The organism is Kocuria sp. APC 4018, assembly GCF_030407675.1.
GTDB lineage: Bacteria > Actinomycetota > Actinomycetes > Actinomycetales > Micrococcaceae > Kocuria > Kocuria rhizophila.
Map to the genome: position 1 here is coordinate 1 of NZ_JASDCY010000113.1, position 2,202 is coordinate 2,202.

2 protein-coding genes are annotated in these 2,202 nt (G+C 73.6%); one reads left to right on the forward strand and one right to left on the reverse strand.

All coding sequences use genetic code 11. The annotated features are described in order from the left end of the window. Positions 1-181: 181 nt before the first annotated feature. Positions 182-1,081: an MBL fold metallo-hydrolase gene (locus tag QL985_RS12025; protein ID WP_135010868.1), complete on the forward strand. Its 900-nt coding sequence runs from the start codon at positions 182-184 to the stop codon at positions 1,079-1,081. Here the strand turns inward: QL985_RS12025 and QL985_RS12030 are convergent. Next, the coding region (locus tag QL985_RS12030) for a phosphatase PAP2 family protein (protein WP_290148000.1) at positions 990-2,202 on the reverse strand (1,213 nt) is incomplete at its 5' end. The two genes, QL985_RS12025 and QL985_RS12030, sit on opposite strands and share 92 nt — an antisense overlap.

Here is a 2,202-nt window from a genome sequence, read left to right on the forward strand (position 1 = left end):
AGACAGTAGCACCGGGAGCCAGAGCGCCGGACGGATGCGGGCGGGGTAGGGAAGGCTGCGCTCCCGTCCCCGCCCGCGGCAGGCGTGGCCCGCACCATGCCTGCTGCGCCCCCGTCTCCCGGGCTCCGCGGGCTCCTCCCCGATGCGGGAGCGGTAGGGCGTTGCGGATAGAGTGAAGCGCATGGCACGCACCCAGGAGCTGCGCCCCGGCGTCTACGTGATCGGCACCGACAACTGGAGACTGAACTCCGGTCTGGTGCTGGGCACTCAGCGCGCCCTGGTGGTGGACACGGGTGCCGGACCGCGTCAGGGCCGGGAGATCCTGGCCGCCGTCCGCGAGATCACGGATCTGCCGCTGACCGTGGTGAACACCCACGCCCACTACGACCACTTCATGGGCAACGCCGTGTTCGCGCGCGCCGGCGCCACCGAGTTCTGGGCGCACAAGGCCTGTGCCAGCGCGATGGCCGAGGTGGGGGAGTACCAGCGCAGCTTCGTGAGCACGCAGGAGCCGGAGATGGGTGCCGGCGAGGGGATCGACACCCGCCTGGTGCTGCCCACCAACACCCTGCCCGGCACGGGCCTGCGCCCGTCCCTCACACGCATCGACCTGGGCGAACGGCCCGTGACCCTGTTCTTCCTGGGCCCCGGCCACACGGACAACGACGTCTGCGTGGGCGTGGACGACGTCGTGTTCTGCGGGGACCTCGTGGAGGAGGGCGCGGACCCCAACTTCGAGGACGCCTTCCCGCAACGGTGGGTGGAGTCCCTGCGCGCGCTGGCCACCCTGGAGCGCTACACCGCGTTCGTGCCCGGCCACGGCACGCCCGTGACCGTCAACTTCGTCACGCAGCAGGCGGACACCATGGAGCTGGCCCTGCGCCGCGCCCGCGAGGTGCAGGTCACGGAGGACGGCCCCTCCACCGCCGCGATGTACCGCCTGCCCTACCAGGCCGGTGTGGCCCGGGTGTTCCTGGACCGCTGGGCGCTCATCGAGTCGCAGAGCGCAGCCGACGTGCCACCATCGACCATCCCAGAGCAGCTGCGGCCGCAATCCCCAGATACCCCGCCGTCAGCGTGACGCGCCCGCCGAACGTGCCCGCCAGCGCGGGATAGGGCCACCAGATGGCCACGGCCAGCAGCGCACCGGTGAACACGATCAGCGTGACGGCGGTGCCCAGCCGCGGCCTCGCGGGAGCAGTCACGGTGGCGCCCCGGTACCCGTACGGCTGGGGATCCCAGGCCCCGCGCTGGGCCCGCGGCACGTTCCGCCGCTCCGCATCCCTCGCCGCCGACGCCGCCCGCTCCAGTTCCCGGGCCTGCCGTTCGTGCGCGGGGGGCACGTAGGCGCTGTCCCCGCGGTCCTCGCTCCATGCGCGCGCCTGGCGGCGGTAGGAGCGCTCGTCCATGAACCGGCGGTAGCTGCCGGCCGGGGTGCTCCCTGAGCGGAGGCGGGTGCGTGCCACGGCGGCGTCGATGAGCTGTGTGGCCAGGGCCGCCAGGACACCCCAGCCGCCCACGATGAGCAGGGCGGCCAGGGCATCCGTGGGGCGGTGCCAGCCGTTGAGCACGGTGGTCATGCCCACCACGGCCGCGAGGAACGCGCCCCACCGTCCGGCGCGGGCCCGGCGGTGCGGCGGGGCCACGAGCAGCGCCGCCATGAGGAGGGAGGCCGCCGCGGTGGTGTGGCCGGAGGGGAACGAGTTGGAGGCGATCTGCTGCACCCCCAGGTCCGGCTTGTCGAAGACCCCGTGCTTGAGGAACTGGGTGCTCACGTTGGCGGCAACCACGGCCACGGCCGCGCACGGAGCGGCCACCCACCGGCGGTAGCGCACGGCCCACACCAGTGCCAGGGCCCCGGCGGCCACCGCCACCACCTCGGGCAGGTACTGGGCTGCCACGAGCACGAAGGACGGGAAGAACGTGTTGCGGTCTGCCTTGGCCTGCTGCAGGGCGGTCTCGTCCAGGGCCTGACCGGTCACCGTGTTCAGCCCGGCCTGGGCCACGAGCAGCACGAGCCCCCACAGCAGGGCCACGGACAGTGCCGCAGCTACCACGGTTCCCGCGCTCAGCGGCCTGGCCGGCGGCGCAGACAGGTGACCCGGGGAGCCGGGAACCGGAGCGGGGGCACCGTAGCCGTAGCCGCCGCCGCTGTACGCGGGCGCGCGGTACTGGCCGCCGCGGTACGGATCACCGGGCTGG

Excerpts from the sequence above, each read along its gene's own strand:
- QL985_RS12025 (WP_135010868.1), top strand. The coding sequence starts at position 182 with ATGGCACGCACCCAGGAGCTGCGCCCCGGCGTCTACGTGATCGGCACC.